Below are 19726 nucleotides of genomic sequence, written 5' to 3' on the forward strand. Positions count from 1 at the left end.
AAAAGGGCCAAGTATTACGAAGAAAAAGAAAGAGCATAAAGAAGCTTTCTTGCTATATGATAAATTTTTGAATAAGCTTTATGTCAAGGGCTATGCAAGTTGCTTCGCAACCCTTGACAATCGCATTCAAAAATTTAGTTAGCAAGTAGAAAGCATTCTTTTAGATGAACAAATTATTTGTCCAACTTTTTGGGAACACCCCACGGTCCACATAAAGTGGACCCTACAACGTTCTTAAAAATCGTTTTACTTTTACATCACTCTAAATTTGCTATAGCCGTAAGATTCACTTTATCTTTTATAAATATATTTCGCTGGAAAATTTGATGAGATTTGGAGTGGATGAATTTTTTGCCGACGCAGCTGTGCTCAAGTGTACATTTACATGAAATTTGCGAGGAAATTTCGATGAGAAAGGCGCAGTGCAGAAATTTTGCGAGTGAGGTGTACATATGGTACTCCGCAAGGAGCAAACATTTCGAAACGAGTGAAGGTCGCCGTTTTAACCGCAAATTTTTACCAGGAGCCGGAGCTACCTCCTCCCCCAGACCTCCCCCCTCCTCCAGAGAATCCACCACTACGGCCGCCACCAAAGCCACCGCCAAAGCCACCGCGGCCTCTACCACCGTAGTAGGTGCCGCCACCGAATGGATTAAAGAAGATGCGTGGGCCTCGGCCTCCGCTTTTTAGGAGAAAGAATAGTATTAGTAAGAGGATTATAAGTCTAGTCGCGCTCATGGCATCTTCTCCAGTGTCTGTGGAGACTGGTCTGATGCCCTCAAGTTTTACGCCTAGATAATCCGCAATTAGACCTAAGCTTATATTGTAGCCATCCATGATGCCCTGCTCCATATTGCCGTCTTTAAATTCGGGGATCATGACGTTTTGTATAACTTGGTTGGCCCTTTGGGCTGGCATAATTTTCATGAGCCCGTAGCCAACTTCGAGTCTAACTTCCCCTTTTGAAGTAGCGGTCTTTGGCTTAACCAAGATCAAAAGGCCCTGGTCGTTTTTGTCGCCAATCTCCCACTTCTCAAAGAGCCTGGTCGCGTAGGACTCTATGGTCATGTCATTTAAATCACTTACGACTGCCACTACGACTTGGACACCGGCCTTGTCATAGAGCTCGCTGGAGTGGTCTATGATAAATTTCTTGGAAGACTCGGACAAAGTTCCCGTCTCATCGTAGGCATAAAAATAATAGTCTTGATCGGGAAGTGAGTCATAGTCGAAATCACTTATCCTATCCGCATTTATGGAAAATGTAAATATCATCATAAATGCAATCAAAATATTTAAAAATTTTTTCATCATTCACTCCCCTCCTTTCTTTGTGTATCAATCTCGTCCTCGCGGCATCAAACCCCGTGTCCGAGATGGCTTCGCCTTACTTTTAGGGCAAGACTTTTGCGGGCGACATAAAGTCGCCCCTACAAACGTTCTGAACAATAATCGTAGGATAAATGCATTCATCCATTTTATCGCTCTCTTGGGCATACGAGGCGGTGGCGACAATAAAGTCGCCCCTACAACCGCAGAGCGATTTAAAAAATAAATACCATTGGGAAAAATTAAGATAAAATTATCTTCTCTCGATTTTAATACATCTCTTAATTTCGTAGGAAAATTTGATGAGATTCATCTTTACATAATTTGTTAGATAAAATTGATGRATTTTTGYAGCTTGAGACTTTTTAGGAATGAGGCGTAGTGAGTCCTACGCCGCAATGACGAAAAAGTCGAACACTGCAAAAAGTCGCAATTTTAGCAACAAATTAACAGCAAATTATTTGTTGAAGTCCACTTTCGGTGTCGCCTTATCTTCTTCCGATATTTGGAAGTATTCACTAGGTGAGAAACCAAACATAGAGGCAATAATTTTCTTTGGGAATCTCTTGACGTCTTGGTTGAAAACCTTGACCTTGTCATTGTAACGCATTCTTTCAGTTGAAAGTTCATTTTCAATCGATGAAAGTTCAGCTTGGAGGGCCATAAAGTTTTCGTTGGCCTTGAGTTCTGGATAATTTTCCACAACTACATTGATGTCGCCAATAGCCTTTGACAGTTCAGCATTTGCCTCTGCTGCTTCTTCAGGAGTCTTGGCATTTAAAACCTTTGATCTGGCCTCGGTAACCTTGATAAAAATATCTTCTTCATGTTGGGCGTAGCCCTTGACCGTTTCAACCAAGTTTGGAATGAGGTCCGCCCTCTTCTTCAATACGTTTTCAACTTGGGCCCATGCAGAGTCAACCTCTTCATTTTGGCCAACAAGACCATTGTACATGCCGCCAAAAATTACAGCTAGCACAACAATTACTATTATAATAGGTAAAAATTTCTTCATAATTATCTTCCTTTCTATATTAAATATCTTATGCCTATTATTACCCAAAAATTTTATAAAATAAATAAAAAATAAAAAGAAAGATAAATTACTAGTATAAGTGTGACCAATAAATTTTTCGAAAAAAATTTTCATAAATTTTCGCTTTAGTTGTTGACCTTATAAGTAATTTTTGTTACAATTAGATTACAGGTTGATGAATACCTTGTGTCATCAACAAAATGTGTAAGGACCATCTAGTGTTTTTTATTAAATTTAATGCGCTAAACCGAAATTTGCTTAGCCATATAATTCTAGTGGCCTGCACAAAAATATTTTTAGGAGGATTATTTATGAACAAAAGGATTGTTTCAGCTTTACTTTCAATTCTAATGGTTTTATCGCTATTTGCTGGCTTTAAAACCCCTGTACTAGCTGAAGAAGTTGGGGAGTATATTATCTACATAGCTGTAGAAAAATATGCTCCTCTTTACGTTAAGGCATACGAAGACAATGATTATGACAAGGCAATTGCCCTTGCTGATGAGGCGCTTGACTTCTACCAAAAGCAATTGGAAGAAGCCATACCGAGCTTAGAAGTTATTTCAAGGATAGAACTTCTGCTCCCTTCCCTCTGCGTCAAGACAGGCCAAAAAGATTTAGATCTTATTAAGAAATTTGACTTTGTAAAAAACATCTACGCTAACGAAATCATTCGTGAGGCCGATGTTGTTCGCTCAGACATTGCTGTCTTCCAAGACAAGACCGTGATAACCGATTCCATCAAGATGGTTAATTCAAATGAGCTAATCGGCAATGACGATGTTTTGCAAGAAAAATACAACGGCGCTGGCACAGTGCTTGCTATCATCGATAGTAATATGGACCCTAGCCACGAGGCATTTTATCTGACCAATGGCGGTCTTGCTAGACTTAGAAAACCCGACATCAATAGTCTGCTTACGACTGGCAAATTAACTGTAAAAGATAATAGTGCTGACAAGAAATTGTATGAAAAAGTTTACCGCAGCGAAAAAATTCCTTTCGGCTGGAATTACAATAATAATAATGAAAACCTAAATCCTGAAAAGGAACTTGCTGCTCACGGCCAACACGTTTCTGGTACAGTTGCAGGTAATGCGGTCCAAATCGATGGCAAGACTTGGAGGGGTGTGGCTCCTGAAGCTCAGCTTCTCATGATGAATGTTATGAGACAAGGATCGACTTCATCAAATATTTACATTAGAGCTATGCAAGACGCCATTGTTATGGGCGCAGACGCTGTTAACATGAGCTTGGGCTCAACCAAGGGTCTACCAAATAGTGTTCCTAAGTACATTACCGATGCAATCAACAACGGTTATGCAGCTGATACTAACATTGTTATAGCTGCTGGCAACGAGGGCGAATACCAAGGTAAATTAAACATAGAAAATCCAGATTTTGGTACTATGGCATCTCCTGGTATTGCTACTAATGCTATTACAGTTGCATCTTTGGAAAATAAGACTATGTATGCCCAAGTTATGGAATACGAAGGCATGAAACTTCCCTTTAGAAAAGCCGGAGATATATTCTTCGAAAAGGGCGACTACGAATTTATGGACTGCGGTCTAGGTAAACCTGAGGACTTTGAAGGCAAGGATGTAGAGGGAAAAGTCGCACTAATTAAAAGAGGCGGACTTACCTTTACTGAAAAAATTAAAAATGCTGAAGCTGCTAAAGCAGTTGGCGTAATTATTTACAACAATGTAGAAGGCGAATTGGGTCTTGCAATAGAAGGAACCAAGATTCCGGCAGTAGCTGTAGGCCTAAATGTTGGTGAAAAGCTTCTTAATGGAAAATCAAATACTGTTCACATCGACATGACTCCACGCGAAACGGCAAACCCAGAGTACGGTGAGCTAAGTGCTTTTACCAACTGGGGTCTGGCAGCTGGTGGTTACATGAAGCCGGATATCACTGCTCCTGGCGGCCACATTTACTCAACTCAAACTATGGGCAATACCTTTGGCGACATGAGTGGTACTTCTATGGCGACACCTCACGTAACTGGTGGCGTTGGCGTTATCCGCACTCGTCTAAATGACTTAATGTTTGCTGGCGAAGAACACAAAGCGGCTTTAACAAAGACCATACTCATGAACTCTGCTGTTCCACACATGGATCCAGTTACAGGATTTACAACCTCGCCTCGTCGTCAAGGCGCAGGTATCATGAACCTTGTAAAGGCAAGCAAACTTGATTTTACAGTTGTTGATAAAGATACCAAGATTGCTAGCAAATATGTAGGCGATGTTAATGATGAAATCACACTTAATTTAACTATTCATAATTACTCAGCTGAGCCAAAGACATTAACTCCATTCGTTCAAGCAACTATCGAAGCCCACGAAGGAAAGACTCTTTCACTTAGACCTGATAAATTATTTGACAAGAACTTTGATTATAAAATTGAAGTTCCTGGCCAAACAACTAAGGATGTTACAATTACATTCCCTATAGAAAACACTGAGAAATTTGCTGACTTTACTAATGGCGCTTTTGTTGAAGGTTTCCTTCACTTGACTGACCAAAATGGCATGGAAGCTTCCTTCCCATTCGTTTCATTTAAGGGCGAGTTCGGCAAGATTCCTTCGATTGAAAAACCATTATACGACTTTACTTTTGAAAACGGCGACGAACCGATGTACTGGTCATATAATTTCAAGAAAAACGATTGGTTTAAGTATTCAACACACTTTGAAACTATACAAGGATCATATGTAGGCGAAGACGGCAAGAAATATAACAATATCGTTATAGCTGGTCTTAAGAACTTTGATGATATCGATGCTTATAAGGCAGAAGCTAATGGCGTAGAACCAAAACCTGTCTTTGAACCTGTAGTTATCTCACCGAACGGAGATAATTATAATGACGCACTGGGTCTTAACCTAGTTATGACTAGAAGTGCCAACGTTAAGGCAACAGTTATTAACGAAGCAGGCGATGAAGATGATTATCCACTTGGTTTAAAATTAACTAATATATCATTTATACCAGATGATAACTCAAGAGCTACTTATCTTGGCTACACTTCACCAGGCACTATACCTGTAAAGGATTTAAAAGATGGTAATTACACTCTAAAACTATCTGCTGAAGCAGTTAAGAGCGCTAATGAAAATTATCCAGCTACTTTCAGAGAAATGAAGTTTATGATAGATACACTTGCTCCAGAATTTAAAGATGCTCATTATGATGAAAGTGCAAGAACGCTTACTTTTAATTTATTAGAAGAAGGTTCTGGATTAAGAGAATTTACTATAAAAGTAGATGATAAAGATATTCCATTTACAAATGAAGATGGTAAGATTACTGTAAAATTAGCTGAAGGAATTGAATTAAAAGATGTAGATATAAATGCTGTAGATAAAGGCTTTAACAAAAACGATGTAACAGCCGAGATGCTTGTATTTAAGGACATGTTTGGTTCACTTGAAGTAGAGATTAAACAAAATGGCAGAGAGCCACTAAATCTTGAATACAAAGTAGTGGATGAAGCTGGAAAAGAAGTTAAGTCTATAGAAAATCTTAAGTTTGGCAAATATAAACTAATCGTTACAGATTATTCAAGCAAATACGAACTCAAAGGCGAAAATGAAAATCCATTTGAAATATCGGAAGAAAATAAAGAGCACAAGATAGTTCTTGAATTTACAGAAATTCCAACAGCGAAATTATCAATAAAAGTTGAATCTCAAGATGATTTAAAAGCTGGTGACTTTAGACTATTTGCAAAGAATATTAACACTGAAAAAGTTATTGAATTTGAATATTCTCCTACATTTGGTGAATACTACGACGTAGAACTTCCATACGGCGAATACGATTTCTATGCAGAATTTAAAGAGGGCCTAGATGGTTATGAAATAACATTCCAAGAAGACATGCCCTTTACAGTTTCTAAAGAAACAGATTTTGAAACTATATATGCAAATATCAAGAGAACCGGCTTCTATAAGGTTCACGTTACAACTGAAGGCGTGGGTACTGGTCCTAAGTATATGGCAAAGAGCGAAAAAGGAGCTATAGTCGAGCTTGACGATTTAGCTGCCGGTACATGGATGATATTCCCAGCAGAGATGCCAGAAGGCTATTATCTTGAAAAGCCTTATGAATATGTAACACTAACAAATGAAAAGCCTCAAGCAAATGTAACATTCACATACAACGAAATCGGCGACAAGAAATTTAAATTTACTATTAAAGACAACTACGAAAATGCTGATTATTACATCTGCGACTTCTATGGATGGGTAACAAATGGCAAAGAAGGCAAGGCTTATGAATATGATAAAGCTGGCGTCGAATTAACACCAGGTTATTACTACGTCGAAGCTATTGCTGATAAAGAAAAATTTGGCGAGACAACTATAACCATTGATAATCAAAGCTATGAACAAGACTCGACTACATTTAAATCTGTTACAGAGCCTGTAGAAGTAGTATTTAATTGGATGGCTTATTCTGAGACAGATAAGGTTGGAGAAGGTATTATCTTTGTAAATGAAGATATCTTACCAATGGATAAACAAAAAGGATCATATGAATATGTTTTAACTGGAGCAAAGGGAGAAGCTATCAGTAAAACTTTTGGTATGAAAGATATAGACTCTTGGTTTGTTGACCTTCCATATGACTATTACAAGGTAGAAGTCAAAGGACTTCCTGAAGGATACACTGTTGATAAAAAAGATTTTGTTGTAGCATATCCGGAATTCCAAGTTGAACTCAAAATAATTCCTCAAGAGGAAGAAGAACCAGAAGAAAAAGTAAAAGTAAACTTTGAATTCTACTACGACGATGAAAAAATTAGCCCAGTTAGCTTTATACTAGATGGAGATGAAGAAACTAAATATACAGATGGCGAAGTAGAAATCACAGTTGGCGAGCACGCACTTGAAGTATTTGAACCATATGAGTATATTCAAAAAGAAGAATTTAATACAATAACAGTTACTAAAGATACAAAGAACTTACGTATAGAGCTCGAAGACTATAAGGAACCAGAACCTGACCCAACCCCATCAGGTGAGGGTACTCTTAAATTTGAGATTTGGGAATCAGACGGAAAAACTGAAAAGCAATCTGATATGTTTATCTCAGCATGGGCAGGGGCGATATATTTATCAAACAATGAAGTTAAGGATAAAGTTCCATATGGCACATATAAAGTTGAATTAAGCGATTATATGCTAGATCAAACTAAATATGATTTAGACAAATCTGAAATTGTAAAAACAGTTACAATAGATGATAAGAATCCAAATGCTGTAGTTAAATTTGTTCTAATGCTTAAAGGATCAACACCAGAACCAGACCCTAAGCCTGACAAACCAACAAAGGGTACAGCTAGCTGGGACTATGAGTACGATGGAAGTTCATCAAAAATTTTCCCAAGTGTAAAACTTTATAAGATTGTTAATGGACAAGACACAGTAGTTAATAATTTCCCATTGCAAAACGAAGTGTTTACCCTTGATTTCGGCAAGTATGCTTTTGTGCTAGCTCCATCAATATATCCAAAACTTGATTATGAAAATTCAAGAATAGAATTTGAGCTTACAGAAGAAAATCCGGAGTACAAAGCTGTATTTAAAATTTCAGATGCGAAAGAAACACAAAAAGTTAATGTTGTTAACTTTAAAGGCATAGATGAAAATTTATCAAAGGTCCAATTTAAAGTAATTGATCCAAATGAAAATGAAGTAAAAATTACAAAAACTGCAAACGGATTTGAATTCCCTGCAGTACAAGGCTTGCAATATAAAATAGTTGCCGAAGGCAATAAATATCCTTACTTCCCAACTCATATAGTAGCTTATCCTAAATCATCCTATCCACCTACTATTAGTTTTACAGTGCCTCTACCGGTAAATGTAAAATCACTTGCAGGTGCAAAAGAAATTTCAGCAAAATACGCTGTAATAGTTAACGGCGTATACAAGGTTTATACAGAAGATCTAACTATGATTCCTTATATACCAACAGGAACACAAGTATACCAAGTGAAATTCTTATCTTGTGATCAAGGATACAAACTTAAAGACGAAGAAATCAAGGAGTTTACAGTTACAGACTACCAAAAATTTGAGCTAACATTTAACTTTGAGCGCGATGAAAGCGAAGAAATAGTCAATAAAGATAACCTCGAAGCTCTTATCAAAGAATATGATGAATTAAAAGAAACAGACAAGTATAAAAATGCTGATGCGGCGAAGAGACAAGCATACGACGATGCTATCGCCGATGCAAAGGCAGAGCTTGAAAAGGACAAAACTACTCAAGAGGCCATCGACGATTTAGCTGAAAAAGTAAGATCAGCTCGTGATGCCATCATTGGTTCTATGGAAGACCTAAAAAAAGAAGAGCTCAAGAAACTTTTGGACGATGCAGAAAATGTAAGATCCAAAGACACTTACATCTTCGACACAGACGAAGATAAAAAGGCCTACGACGATGCACTTACAAATGGGCAAAATGTTTACGACAATCCAAATGCCACAGAAGAAGCCATCAACAATGCTATAGCAGATATCAAAGCAGCCCTCAAAAACCTAGACGGCTTTGATGAAGCAGACAAGTCTGAGCTAAAGAAACTTTTGGATGACTACAATAATATTTGCAAGTCCAAGAAATATTGGAACTCAACAGAAAAAGAAAGAGAAACCTACCAAGATGCTATAATCGAAGGTACAAATACTTTCAACAACAAAAAAGCCAGCCAAGAACAAGTCGACGCAGCCATCAAGGCTATCGAAGATGCTTTGGCAGATCTAAGCGGTATGGAAGAGCCGACCGAAAAAACTGACCCAGTCATCCTTAAAGACGCCTTTGTAAATGACAAGTATGTCAGAGGTACCGGTACAGTTGGAGCCACCATCTACTACGAAGTTGTTGGTAAGGAAGGCGCATTCGCAGACACAAAATCCAATCTAAGAACAGGTATGAGAATCGGTTCAACCGGCAAGTTCTCTATAAATGTAGGACAAGTTCGCCAAGGCGAAGAAATCATCGTCTACCAACAAGAAGTGAACAAACTCATTAGCGATGGAGTTAAGTTAAGAGTTCTCCCACTCGATAAGACAGAACTTGAAAATTTAGTCAAAGAAGCTAATGATATAAAATCTGACGAAAAATTCATCTACGGACCAGCAGACAAGAAAGAAAATCTAGAAGAAAAACTAACTGAAGCCGAAAAAGTTCTAAATGATGAAAACTCATCCAAGGAAGATATCGACAATGCTCTTATTAACCTAAAGAGTGCCTTGGCCATGATAAAAGACCTTAAGCTAGAAAAAGTTACTCTAACCTTCAAGGCTGAAAACGGCACAGATGATTTGACCCAAGAAATTATCAAGGGACAAAAAGCCCAAGAACCTGCAGAGCCAGTAAAAGAAGGCTATGAATTCCTAGGCTGGTTTGCAGGCGAAATCGCTGAAGAAGAATTTGATTTCAACACTCCTATCGAAGAGGATACAGTTCTCTACGCAAGATGGGAAGAAATTAAATACACAGTTACCTTTGACCCTGCAAATGGAGAAAAAGAATGGACAGTTCAAGTACCAAGTGGCAATACAATTGCAAGACCTGAAAAAGACCCAATCAAAGAGAACCACACTTTCCTAGGCTGGAAATTGGATGGTGAAGACTACGACTTTGCTGCAAAAGTAATTAAGGATATGAAACTTATCGCAGCTTACAAGAAAAATGAAGTCGCACCTGAGCCACAACCAGAACCACAACCTGAGCCAAAGCCAGAACCATATAACCCTGGTTACAAGTACGAACCATACGAACCTTACAAGCCAAGTACACCAGAAGTTGAAGAACCAAAGAAAGAAGAAAATAAAAAAGAAGAGGCAAAGAAAACAGAAACTGATCTTAAACCAGATGAGGAAAAGAAAGACTATGGAATCATAGAAACCAGGCCAATCTTACAAGCCGAATTCAAAGATCTCAAAGATGATGCCAACACAGAGGCAATTAACAATGTAGTTGCTCGTGGCATCCTAAAGGGAACTGACCAAGGCACCTTTGAAGGAGAAAAACCAGTTTCAAGAGCTATGGTTGCAACAGTCCTCATGAGAATATCCAAGGACAAAACTGTAAATGCCGGACTGACCTTTGGAGATATCAAACTCACAGATTGGTACTTCGACGCAGTCAGATGGGCAGCTAGCCATGGCCATGTAAAAGGATTTGAAGACGGAACTTACAAGCCAAACAAGCTGATCACCAGACAAGAAATGGCAGTTATCCTTGCCAGATTCCTAGAAAAACATGGAATCCAAATGCCAGAAACCGAAGAGCTGACCTACAATGATATCGACGGCCTGCTCGACTGGAGCAAGGACTCCGTAATCAAAATGGCAAAAATCGGCCTAATCAAAGGACAAACCGACGGCATGTACTATCCTAACAGTGAATTTACTAGAGCAGAACTTGCCGTTCTCCTAGACAAAATAATCACATGGATTGAAAACAACTAAAAATTGCTAGCGAACAATTACAAATCGCAGGCAAAGGAAAAGACGCCCCCACGGCGTCTTTTTTGTGTTTCGATAAATGCGATTTAAATAATAATTTCGATTTTAATATTTCTTAATTTCAATAACCTTGATCTAAATTTCGCCCTGCGGTGTAGAGGCCGATTGCAGCCACGCCCAAGAGACGAGCCTCGAAATTTTCAGGTAGCGTCCGATTTATTTCGGACTAAAAATTTCGAAAAGGCGAAGTCGATTGGCAAGCGTTGACTCACGCAACCTCTTGTTCAATCGTTGGACCGAAGGGAAAAACGATTGAGAGCAAGAGTCTGAGGAGAATTTCGGCCATTACGTTACCGATACCAGGTTAACCCCGGTTGAGGGACCGAGGTTTATAAAGCAGAATGTATTTCATTAATAATATGTAAATAAAAAGCCCACGTATAAAACGTGGGCAATGAATTTATTTTTCTACATACAATTTGCTATGGCCGTAAGATTCACCAATCGGTCAATTTCTTGGCGACCATTTCAGGATCGCCGCTACGGGAAATTGACCTCTTGGGCAAGACTTTTCGGTCCACATTCTCCTCAGACTATTTCAATCAATCAAACATCGCCTTTGGCTCGTTTTCTTGAGAAATAGGTTGCGTGAGTCACTGCTAGCCAATCATCTTCACGCTTTCGCGTTCGATTCTTGGGCAGGGCTGCAAGTGGACCCTACAACGTTCTGAAAAATCGTTTTGCCTTTATCCCTCTCTAAATTTGCGAGGAAACTTCGATGAGATTCATCTTTACATAATTTGCGAGGAAAAACGGATGAGATTCACGAAGTACAGAAATTTTGCGAATGAGGTGGGCTCAAGTGCCCTCCGCAGTGAGCAAACATTTCGAAACGAGTGAAGGTCGCCGTTTTAACCGCAAATTACTCAGAGTACCATTTGGCCTGTGCCTGCACCATCGAATAATACTCTCCCTTTCTCTCCATCAACTCTTCATGCGTGCCCCTTTCACTCACCTTGCCCCCATTCATGACGACGATTTCGTCGGCAATACGGGCTGATCCAATTCTGTGAGTTATTAGTAAACCAATTTTGCCTTCAGAGATTTCGCGGAGTTTATTATAGAGTGCAGATTCTTCCAGTGGGTCGATTGCCGCTGTTGGTTCGTCAAAAGCGATTATGTCGCGGTCGCGGTAGACGCCACGGGCGATTGCCACCCTTTGCCATTGGCCGCCGGAGAGGTCAACGCCGTGGAAGTCCCGGGCCAAAATTGTAGATCCTCCTTGGGGAAAGATTGCCATATTTTCTGAGAGGCCAGCTTTTTCTAGGGCTCCCTTGTAGGATTCATTTTTATTTAGGTCTGAGATTTCTATGTTTTCATCCAGTTGCATTTTGTATTTATAATAATCTTGGAAGATTGCGCTTGCTTTTTCCCTGAGGTTAGGTCCTATAATTTCCTGATTCATTTTATCGTAGTATTTTATATTACCTTCCCCACTATCATATAGGCCAAGGATTAATTTTAAGAGTGTCGACTTGCCTGACCCGTTTTCTCCAACTATTGCGAGTAATTTATTTTTCTCTAGGTCTAGGTTAACATCTTTTACTGCATAGTCTTCAGCTTTTGGATATTTAAATGACAGATTTCTTACAGATATTTTTTCTATATCTGTAAGATTTTTTCCAATTTCCTGGTCTGGTTCATTCATTAGCTGTAAGTAAAATTCTATACCGCTGTATCTCTCAGCTATTGGTTGGAAGAAGTTGGTCAAAAATTCTTCAATCATTTTAAACATAAATTCCATTGACCCAATTGTGGCTGCTAAAAATCCCGCATCAGCATCACCCAAGAGGGTGGCTCGAATTATCAGATAAATTACTCCGACATATGCACTTGCAGATACTAGTTGCAGAAGGGTTTCTATTATAAATATTTTTAAATTTGCCTTTAGCTTTAAGCTTTTTACGGCTTCCCATCCGGTTTTATACTTTCCGTACAAGAAATTATAAAAGCCCCCCATACGCATTTCTTTGGCAGCTGGCCCCACAATGTATTTTCTGTACTCATCACGAACTCTGGTTATTTGTGTTTCTTCTTTGCGCATTTTCACAAATATTTTTACCTTGACAAAATAAGCCAAAATCGCTGGTAGCAAGAGCAGTGGAAAGATTAAGGCCAAACTTGCATTTTTGCCTGCCATGTAGACTGTTGGTATGATAAAAAGTGGTAGGTATCCGGCTATGCTCATAATCAAAAGGACCAAGAAAAGTATGACGTCTTGAGCCCCTGCCCTTGCCCTTGAAAGCTTCAAGAGATTGTCTGGGTCTTCAAAATAGAGGGGCTTTAAAGTTTTTATCTTCCTCATCATATTGTTTTCTATAACCTTGTAGCCAGATTGGATAAACTTGTTAATGTAGAAATTTACAACTGCATTTATAATTTGCTGAAATATTATAAACGAAAAGAATATTCCCATCCACAAGGCAACAGTTTGGACTGGCCCGCCATTTATATACTCATTTACATATTGGAAAAATTTTGCCTGAACAATTATATTTAATCCCAAAAATGTCGATTGCAAAAAAGATGATATTAAAGTCATCCAAAAGTCTTTGGAGTTTTTCTTTAACATAGGTTTTAATGCGATTGGTGTAACATCTTTAAATGTTTTAAAAAATTTCTTTAGACCCTTCATTATAAATACCATTCCTTTTGTGAGTTATACATTTCAAAATAATCTCCCTCCAGAGCCATCATTTCTCCATGTGTGCCGTGCTCATAAACCTTGCCATCTTTAAACAAAAAGATTTCGTCGCTAAGCGAAGTGGACCCCAACCTATGTGAAATAAAAATGGTTGTGCGACCACTAGTTAGCTTGCCCATTTTATGGTAGAGCTTGGATTCAGTTGTTGGGTCCATAGCGGCAGTTGGCTCGTCCAGAACTATAACTGGAGAATCGGATACAACCGCACGAGCTAAGGCTATTCTCTGTCTTTGACCGCCAGATAAATCTGCTCCCTCTTGGTCCAGCTTGCCAATCTCCGTTTCAATTCCATCCGGCATCTTGTTAACCATTTCTCTTAAATCTAAGTCATCAATAGTTTCATTGATTTTTGCTTCCCTATTCTCATATCCCATAGCAATATTATTTCTAATGCTTGTTCCAAAAATCGTGTAATCTTGGAAGATTGCAGAGAAATACGCCCTCCGCTTGGCAAGAGGAATTGTACGTGCGTCTACTCCATTGATTAAAATTTCTCCATCGTAATTGTCGTAAAGACCAAGCATCAGCTTTATAACTGTAGATTTACCGCTACCATTAGCGCCTACCAATGAATAGTGACGGCCCTTATCAAATCTAAAACTCATACCCTTTAGGATTTCACGATCTGTACCCGGATAAGTAAAATAAACATTCTTAAATTCTATAGATTCAAAATTAGGAACTTCATTTGGTCTAACGAGAGCATTCTCTTCCTCGTCAAAGGACATAAATTTAAAGAAATCATTGAAAAATAATTTGGCGGTTGTAAATCCATCCATAACCTGTGGCACAGTCCAGCCAACACTTTGAACAAGGGCAGTAATAAGTCCAATAAGCGATGAATAGATACCAAAACTAATGATTCCAGCCCTTAAAGGTTGTAAAAGAATAATGGCAACTGAAAGCACAATCAAAGAAAAGACAACAGACCCAGCCTTGCTTCTAATAAACCAGTCACGCATAACCTTAAACTGAGCATCGTGAATTTGCATAAACTTATCTAGGTCTTTTTCGTTGTAATGGTCGGAATAGTCAAATAAGTAACGCTCTTTTGCGGCCTCCTTGCTCAAGAGCACCTCATCAAGACTATCGACATACCTCTTTTTGTCATTCAAAGACTTGTCTTCCTCATAAGTCTTCTTAGCGCCCTTATTGGCCAGCCACAAAAGCGGCATAACAATTACCAAAGTAACCGGCACAATCCACCAAACATACCTAGTAATGGTAATCATAGCAGACACAACTGTAAAACCTACAATAAACATCTGCTGATAAGTCATAATCACATTTGAAAATTGGGACAAAGTATCCTTATCAACCTGCTTTATAAGATCCAAAGATTCATTATCCTCAAGCCGCCAATACTTTAATTTGGTGTGCTTGTCGATAATCATCTCATTCAAAACGCCCTCAAGCTTTACATTAATAACAGATGATAGCCATTCCAAAAGCGGTTTGGAAATCATCTGATAAGCCATAAGGGCACACAAAATTCCCGCATACTTAAATACTAAAGACAGATCATCCATCTTTCCAACTTGGTCAATAACAGCATCAACTGTAAGACCCATAAAAATTGCAATGGCAGTTGGGCTAAGACCCCTAAGAATTGTAAAAACAACGTGAAAAATCACTGCCAGAGGAGCAGTTTTAAAAATCAGGCCATAACCCTTTAAACTTGCCCCCTTAACCTTTTCATCTTTCTCTTTCATAATCCCTCTCCTTTTGTTTTATTTTTTATACGCCATATGTATGGGTAAAATGTTTTGTAAATTTAATCTCGTCCTCGCGGCATCGAGCCTACTCGTACGAGGTCGTCGCATGCGAATATTTTTTGCCAATGTCCTTCATCGAAATTTCGCCTTGCGGTGTAGAGGCCGATTTATTTCGGCCTGGGGTGTTCCCAAAAAGTTGGACAAATAATTTGTTCATCTAAAAGAATGCTTTCTACTTGCTAACTAAATTTTTGAATGCGATTGTCAAGGGTTGCGAAGCAACTTGCATAGCCCTTGACATAAAGCTTATTCAAAAATTTATCATATAGCAAGAAAGCTTCTTTATGCTCTTTCTTTTTCTTCGTAATACTTGGCCCTTTTTTCATTTGGACTTAGGTAGTTGTTCTTTTCTTCTTTCTTGTAAAGTTAAGGTGTTTCTTTTGTTTGAGTCCATAAAGGCATCTGGTCCGTATTCGTTGTATGTTTGGATCCAACCTTGAAGGGTTGTTTTGGGTATGTTGTTAATTTTTACAAATTTTCTAAGTGATAGTTTTGAGTTTAGATATTCTTCTACTTTTTTCTTTTTGTAGTCTTTGGTGTAGTCCATGTTCTCCTCCTTTTGTGTCCAATTTTCGGGGAACAGGACAGCCATCTCGGACACGGGGTTCAATGCCCCGTGGTCGAGGATTTAGGCTACGGATATTTTTGTAGCCATGTACCGTCCACTTTATTGTGGACACCTCAATCACCTAGGCTCGATGCCAGGTGATTGAGACCTATTTTAAATCAAATATCTTATAGATTCTATCGGCAATCCCACGACGTTATAATAGTCGCCCTCTATCTCTTCCATAAAATACGCCCCCCTGTCTTGTATCCCATACGCCCCCGCCTTGCCTGTGGAATAACCATCCCTCACATAGGCTTTGGCAAAGGCCAGATAATTCTCATCCATAGGAATAAAGCGAACTGTAGATGTAACCGTTTTGTTAATTATATCATATTTACCTATAATAGCAAAGCCCGTCATCACCTCATGACTTTTGCCTGCCAAAGATTTTAGCATTTCAAGAGCGTCCTCGTCATCTTTGGGCTTGCCCAAGGGCTTATCTGCAAAGACCATGGTGTCAGCCGCCAAAATAATCTGGTCATCGCCGACCTTTTCTTGAATAGCCCTCGCCTTTGCCAAAGCCAGGGCCTTCAAGCACTCTTCACGTTCATTTTTGTCCGCCAAATCATATTTATTTCTAATAATATCCTCGTCAATGTCCGGCGCCATGGTCACAAAATCAATGGCAAACATTTCAAGGATTTCCCGCCGCCTGGGCGAAGATGATGCAAGGATTATAGACATAAGCACCCTCCTTCTTTTTTTATAATATCTCGTCCGCCTAAGCGAACGAGTGGCGACCATTTCAGGATCGCCGTTACAACGTTCTAAAAAATATTCGTAATCTATTGGTTTTTACGACAAATGTTCATACCCGCAAGGGGCAATCACATTCGCCGAATGTCTGGGATTTTCCTCAGATTGTTGCAACCAATCAAACAAAATTTTTTGTCCGAAATTCTCCTCAGACTCTTGTCCTCAATCGTTCTTCCCTTCGGTCTAACGATTGAACAAGAGGTTGCGTGAGTCAACGCTTGCCAATCATCTTCACGCTTTCGCGTTCGATTCTTGGGCGTGGCTGCAATCGGCCGCTACCAACGTTCTTATCAATATTTATATTTATATTTTTATTGTGCATAAAAATTTTTTATTGCTGAGCATAACCAATTTGTTAGATAAAATTGATGAATTTTTTAAACATATATTTCGCTAGAAAATTTGATGAAATTTGGAGTGGACGAATTTTTTGCCGACGCAGGTGTGCTAAGTGCACTCCGAGGAGGCAAATAAATTGGGGCCGCTTCAAAGGTCGCAATTTTAATGCGAAATATCGCGATTTTAACCGCAAATCTTTAATATATCTTTTGGCTCTTTAAACGATATCGCCTTTTCTTTTAGGTGTTCTGTGGTCCCCCACTCTGCAATTCCGTAACTTATTCCTGCGTCGATTGCGGCCATATGGTCGGTCACAGCATTGCCAATATAAATGGTCTCTGCCGGATTTAGTCCGTGCTTTTTCATATACCAGACCAGCATGTCGCCGGAGGGTTTGGGATTAGCCACATGGTCCCTGCAGGCGTAGTCGTCAAAGTACTCGCCCAGACCATTGTGGGCCAGGGCGTACTCGCACTCATCGGTGTCGCGATTAGACGCCATTCCCATAAAATTAACTTTAGTTTTTATTTGGTCCAAGACCTCCTTCATGCCGGGGAAAAATTTCAAACTCCCAGACAAATCGTGAAAGTGTCTGTAAAGCTCGGCCATATTTTCCTCATTGGTTTCTAGCCCTAAGGCCTTCAAAGTCTCCAACGAAGGATTGTGAAAGGCAAAGTCTCTCTCCTCCCCCTCTAAGTGGCGGCCAATTTTATCCATGGCCAGGCGGTCAAAAGCCTCTATAGTCTGCGAACGGGAATCCAAGAGAGTCCCGTCCACATCAAAAATAATATTCTTAAAAATCATTTAAAAGTCAACGCTCCCCAAAAGTTCTAAAACTTTTTTAATATTATCCATAAAAACCTCCTAAAAATTCTTCTTCGTGGCAATAATCATAAACCACCACATTTATTCTACACTAAATGCAAAGTAAAGTAAACAAAAAGCAGAGGCCGGAGCCTCCGCTTATTTTTTAATTTTATTTGCCCTAGGGCTTTTAGTGAAATTCTATAAAAGAATTTTATCTAACCATAATGTCTGTAAATGCTGAATTTGACTTCATAGAGTTGGAAATAACTTCATATTTGATTTCAAGAAGTCTAACACCTGTTACATTTAGGTTTACATCAACCGGAAGTTGGCCAGAGATTATATCATAAGACTGAATAATAGTACCATCTGCTATAAAATCAAAACGAATTGTACTTCCCTCTTGATCGGCACCCAATTTACCTGTTAGATTTGTATATTGTCCATCAAGATTAAAATTGGTATGACCTTTTCTGTCATAATATGACCTATATAGAACCCCATTAGTGTATTCTTTACCAGCTAATGATAGGGACTTCCTATCACTTGTTTTATAAACATTAGCTCTTTCTATGCTAAATGGATCCATAACATCTGTTAAATATTGGCCAGTGCTTGGAGCTGGAGTATTGTTTTGATTATCTGCAACTGGAGCTGCGGCGCCATCGCCAATAAAAATAGTCTTGGTTGCATCGTCCCATTGAACATTCTTGCCCAAAGCTTCTGCAAGAGCACGGACTGGGAGATAAGTGGTGCCTTCATAAGCAAATGGCTCGATCTTGTTGCCAGCCATGTCATTACCCATGACTACTTCCTTGCCGTCAACCACAAGCTTGATACCCATGTAGTCAACTGTGATGTTCTTTCTAAAACTTGCAGCAAAAATTGCTGATGAAAGTAAAAGAACGCCTACCAAAATAAATACTAAACGTTTTTTCATAATATAAATCCTCCTATATATTATTATATATAAATTTTACCACAAGAGTCATGTAAAGTAAATATAAAAACCCCCAGTCGTGGGAAATTAAATTTTTCACTTATTCAAGATTTTTCTGTCCGTACATACGAGACATTTAGCCATTAAGCCAATCCTCAAAATTATAACCCCGGGCTTCCAGCTGATTTTTGATAGAATCGAGGGCAAATATATAACCCGCTACAACCCCCTCATCAAAATCGCTCTTAATATTTTGCTTCCAGTATTCTTTACTATCTATAAGCACTTCAATAATTGCCTTTAAAGTCTCCTGAGACCAAGTCCAATCTTCATTCTCTATCATCTTTATCTCCTTTAATTCTATAAGCTAATCAATACCCGCGTGCCTCAAAAAGTCTTCGTCAATATACATTTGATATTTCTCTATCAAATACACAAGGCTTTCTTTCCATTGATATTTGTCGTCCCCAAAAATTTTATTCATTCCCAATTTCTTTTTTGTGACTGGGTCTACAAAAGATCCAGGAATTGCTGCAATTTGTTTATGTGATTTTAAATATTTTATTAAATCCTCTTTGTTTTTATAATTCGCTCTTCTTTCTAAATTGTATTCTACAGTTTTATAATTTATCATTTTTATCTCCTTTTATATTTTTTATAGGACTATCATCAACAATTTCAAAAATATCAGGTGGATATAAATAATCCTCACCCTCCTCGTCAATAATCCTGTACCATTCCTTCTCAATACTAATTACATCATAAACCTTGCCGTGCAATAAGTAAATAGGATCTGACTCACCCAAGAACCTGATCTTCATACCCCCACCCCCTCATATTAATAATAAACTAAGCTTGTTACAAGAACTTTGCTAAAG

At 38.7% G+C, this 19726-nt stretch carries 12 protein-coding genes; 1 reads left to right on the forward strand and 11 read right to left on the reverse strand.

Going from position 1 to position 19726, the window contains the following annotated elements:
• Positions 1 to 516 precede the first annotated feature (516 nt).
• Entirely contained in the window at positions 517 to 1314 is a 798-nt protein-coding gene (locus CUU59_RS07550; RefSeq protein WP_099951356.1) for a TPM domain-containing protein, read from the reverse strand.
• A 472-nt stretch (positions 1315 to 1786) separates the two neighbouring features.
• Positions 1787 to 2344 carry a LemA family protein gene (locus CUU59_RS07555; protein WP_099951427.1) on the reverse strand — a complete coding sequence of 186 codons (558 nt, stop codon included), beginning with the start codon at positions 2342 to 2344 and terminating at the stop codon, positions 1787 to 1789.
• A gap of 332 nt (positions 2345 to 2676) precedes the next feature.
• Between CUU59_RS07555 and CUU59_RS07560 the strand changes: the two genes are divergently transcribed.
• On the forward strand, positions 2677 to 10860 hold the full coding sequence (locus CUU59_RS07560) for a S8 family serine peptidase (protein ID WP_169922894.1): 8184 nt from the start codon (positions 2677 to 2679) through the stop codon (positions 10858 to 10860).
• Positions 10861 to 11779: 919 nt separating this feature from the next.
• Here the strand turns inward: CUU59_RS07560 and CUU59_RS07565 are convergent.
• The 9 genes from CUU59_RS07565 to CUU59_RS07605 form a co-directional block, all read right to left on the reverse strand.
• Complete coding sequence (locus tag CUU59_RS07565) at positions 11780 to 13552, reverse strand: ATP-binding cassette domain-containing protein (protein WP_169922895.1); 1773 nt, start codon at positions 13550 to 13552, stop codon at positions 11780 to 11782.
• Positions 13552 to 15333 carry an ABC transporter ATP-binding protein gene (locus CUU59_RS07570; protein WP_099951359.1) on the reverse strand — a complete coding sequence of 594 codons (1782 nt, stop codon included), beginning with the start codon at positions 15331 to 15333 and terminating at the stop codon, positions 13552 to 13554. The genes CUU59_RS07565 and CUU59_RS07570 overlap by 1 nt, the downstream gene beginning before the upstream one ends.
• 385 nt (positions 15334 to 15718) lie before the next feature.
• Positions 15719 to 15943 carry a helix-turn-helix domain-containing protein gene (locus CUU59_RS07575; protein WP_099951360.1) on the reverse strand — a complete coding sequence of 75 codons (225 nt, stop codon included), beginning with the start codon at positions 15941 to 15943 and terminating at the stop codon, positions 15719 to 15721.
• A gap of 174 nt (positions 15944 to 16117) precedes the next feature.
• The gene (locus CUU59_RS07580; RefSeq protein WP_169922896.1) at positions 16118 to 16690 is read right to left on the reverse strand and encodes a nucleoside triphosphate pyrophosphatase; all 573 of its coding nucleotides are present in this window, start codon (positions 16688 to 16690) and stop codon (positions 16118 to 16120) included.
• A 594-nt stretch (positions 16691 to 17284) separates the two neighbouring features.
• Entirely contained in the window at positions 17285 to 17905 is a 621-nt protein-coding gene (locus tag CUU59_RS07585; protein ID WP_099951362.1) for an HAD family hydrolase, read from the reverse strand.
• A gap of 214 nt (positions 17906 to 18119) precedes the next feature.
• Positions 18120 to 18848 carry a stalk domain-containing protein gene (locus tag CUU59_RS07590; RefSeq protein ID WP_099951363.1) on the reverse strand — a complete coding sequence of 243 codons (729 nt, stop codon included), beginning with the start codon at positions 18846 to 18848 and terminating at the stop codon, positions 18120 to 18122.
• Between the two features lie 136 nt (positions 18849 to 18984).
• On the reverse strand, positions 18985 to 19191 hold the full coding sequence (locus CUU59_RS07595; RefSeq protein ID WP_099951364.1) for a hypothetical protein: 207 nt from the start codon (positions 19189 to 19191) through the stop codon (positions 18985 to 18987).
• Between the two features lie 24 nt (positions 19192 to 19215).
• Positions 19216 to 19482 carry a hypothetical protein gene (locus tag CUU59_RS07600; protein ID WP_099951365.1) on the reverse strand — a complete coding sequence of 89 codons (267 nt, stop codon included), beginning with the start codon at positions 19480 to 19482 and terminating at the stop codon, positions 19216 to 19218.
• A complete protein-coding gene (locus CUU59_RS07605) occupies positions 19469 to 19669 on the reverse strand; it encodes a hypothetical protein (protein WP_099951366.1) in 201 nt (66 codons plus the stop codon). Before CUU59_RS07605 ends, CUU59_RS07600 begins: the two co-directional genes overlap by 14 nt.
• Positions 19670 to 19726 lie beyond the last annotated feature (57 nt).

Origin of the sequence: Ezakiella peruensis (assembly GCF_900215725.1) — a bacterium.
Classification (GTDB): domain Bacteria; phylum Bacillota; class Clostridia; order Tissierellales; family Peptoniphilaceae; genus Ezakiella; species Ezakiella peruensis.

Coding starts and splice junctions, on each gene's coding strand:
- CUU59_RS07550 (WP_099951356.1), bottom strand. CDS start 1,314: ATGATGAAAAAATTTTTAAATATTTTGATTGCATTTATGATGATATTT.
- CUU59_RS07555 (WP_099951427.1), bottom strand. CDS start 2,344: ATGAAGAAATTTTTACCTATTATAATAGTAATTGTTGTGCTAGCTGTA.
- CUU59_RS07560 (WP_169922894.1), top strand. CDS start 2,677: ATGAACAAAAGGATTGTTTCAGCTTTACTTTCAATTCTAATGGTTTTA.
- CUU59_RS07565 (WP_169922895.1), bottom strand. CDS start 13,552: ATGAAGGGTCTAAAGAAATTTTTTAAAACATTTAAAGATGTTACACCA.
- CUU59_RS07570 (WP_099951359.1), bottom strand. CDS start 15,333: ATGAAAGAGAAAGATGAAAAGGTTAAGGGGGCAAGTTTAAAGGGTTAT.
- CUU59_RS07575 (WP_099951360.1), bottom strand. CDS start 15,943: ATGGACTACACCAAAGACTACAAAAAGAAAAAAGTAGAAGAATATCTA.
- CUU59_RS07580 (WP_169922896.1), bottom strand. CDS start 16,690: ATGTCTATAATCCTTGCATCATCTTCGCCCAGGCGGCGGGAAATCCTT.
- CUU59_RS07585 (WP_099951362.1), bottom strand. CDS start 17,905: ATGATTTTTAAGAATATTATTTTTGATGTGGACGGGACTCTCTTGGAT.
- CUU59_RS07590 (WP_099951363.1), bottom strand. CDS start 18,848: ATGAAAAAACGTTTAGTATTTATTTTGGTAGGCGTTCTTTTACTTTCA.
- CUU59_RS07595 (WP_099951364.1), bottom strand. CDS start 19,191: ATGATAGAGAATGAAGATTGGACTTGGTCTCAGGAGACTTTAAAGGCA.
- CUU59_RS07600 (WP_099951365.1), bottom strand. CDS start 19,482: ATGATAAATTATAAAACTGTAGAATACAATTTAGAAAGAAGAGCGAAT.
- CUU59_RS07605 (WP_099951366.1), bottom strand. CDS start 19,669: ATGAAGATCAGGTTCTTGGGTGAGTCAGATCCTATTTACTTATTGCAC.